The 1407-nt window shown below is 41.4% G+C and carries 1 protein-coding gene; it reads left to right on the top strand.

Annotated elements, in window-relative coordinates; translation table 11 throughout:
• Positions 1 to 212 precede the first annotated feature (212 nt).
• On the top strand, positions 213 to 1358 hold the full coding sequence (locus DQW11_RS22135; RefSeq protein ID WP_113926323.1) for an IS110 family RNA-guided transposase: 1146 nt from the start codon (positions 213 to 215) through the stop codon (positions 1356 to 1358).
• Positions 1359 to 1407: the final 49 nt, after the last annotated feature.

The raw sequence follows: 1407 nt of genomic DNA, 5'->3' as shown, positions 1-1407 counted from the left end.
TCATATCTTTAAACTGAACCAAAAAACAGAATAAAGGTGTAGCCTGATTTGCAAATTAAGTACAGCAATGCTGATACTGCGGTGTAGGGATCACACCTTTATTTTTTCCTCTTCGAATCTGAATAGTACCCAGGCATGAAGAACTCCTTCAATGCTCCATAACGATGAGTTAAGAACAAGAGGGGATACTGTTTTTATAAACCTTCTATCCTATGTTAAAATATTCTGTCGGACTGGATGTTTCCAGTAAATCCATCAATGGCTGCTTATCTTCCATAGATAAAGGTCAAAAAGTAACGGTGAAATCTACCCAGACTTTCCCAAATTCAAAAACCGGTTTTAAATCGATGGATTCTTGGATCAAAAAAAACCGAAAGGATGAAAACGTCCCTTTGGTAATCTGTATGGAAGCTACGGGGAATTACCATGAAACCTGTGCTTTGTACCTGTTTGAAAAGGGCTATTCTGTATCTGTGGTTTTGCCTACCAAGGCGAAAAACTATCTTCGCTCACTTGGAAATAAATCTAAAAACGACACGATCGATGCCCGGGGATTGGCTCAGATGGGAGCCGAGCAATGCCTGTCTCCCTGGTCACCGTTTGGCAGGTTTTTCTATGAACTCCGTTCCCTGACCAGGCATCACCAGAGCCTGCAGGAACAAAAGACAGCTTCAAGAAATCAGCTCCATGCCATTAAAAACGGCATGTATTCTTCCAAGGCAGTTGAAAAGCAGTTGGAAAACATGATCAAACTGATCGATAAACAGCTCGAACAGCTTGAATCCACAATCAAAAACCACCTCCAATCCAAGGCAGAAGTATGGGGCAAGGTCGGGAATATCTGTTCGATCAAAGGAGTGGGTATCCTTACAGCGGCAATAGTTTTGGCCGAAACCAACGGCTTTGAACTTTTTGAAAACAACAAACAGCTGGTAAGCTATTGCGGATATGATGTCGTCGAAAACCAATCCGGAAAAACCAACGGAAAAACCAGGATCTCAAAAAAAGGAAACTCAAGGATAAGGCGCGCGATGTTCATGCCGGCATTCCAGACAATAACCTATCAGGTCAAACCTTTCTACAACTTATTCAACCGCACTTTCGAAAAGCATGGCTTGAAAATGAAAAGCTATGTGGCTGTCCAAAAGAAAATCCTAACTACCATCTATGCATTATGGAAAAACAACATGCCGTTTATAGAGGATTATCAACCCGAAATATCCAAAGAACAGGAGCTGGAGCTTCCCTCTCCGGTCAGCTTTGAAAAAGCTGAAAAAAATAGTGCCGATCAAGTCGGCACTACACAAGGTAAACATCCAAGTGAACGATCACTGTATGCTTCCTCTCCGGTATCGTAAAGGTAAAAAAAATTAAAATAATCTTGATTTTAAAGATAGTACCTACACC

This window comes from Cognataquiflexum aquatile, assembly GCF_003316845.1.
Lineage (GTDB): Bacteria > Bacteroidota > Bacteroidia > Cytophagales > Cyclobacteriaceae > Cognataquiflexum > Cognataquiflexum aquatile.
Note: the sequence above shows the minus strand (reverse complement) of the source record. Positions and strands in the feature narration are given on the sequence as shown.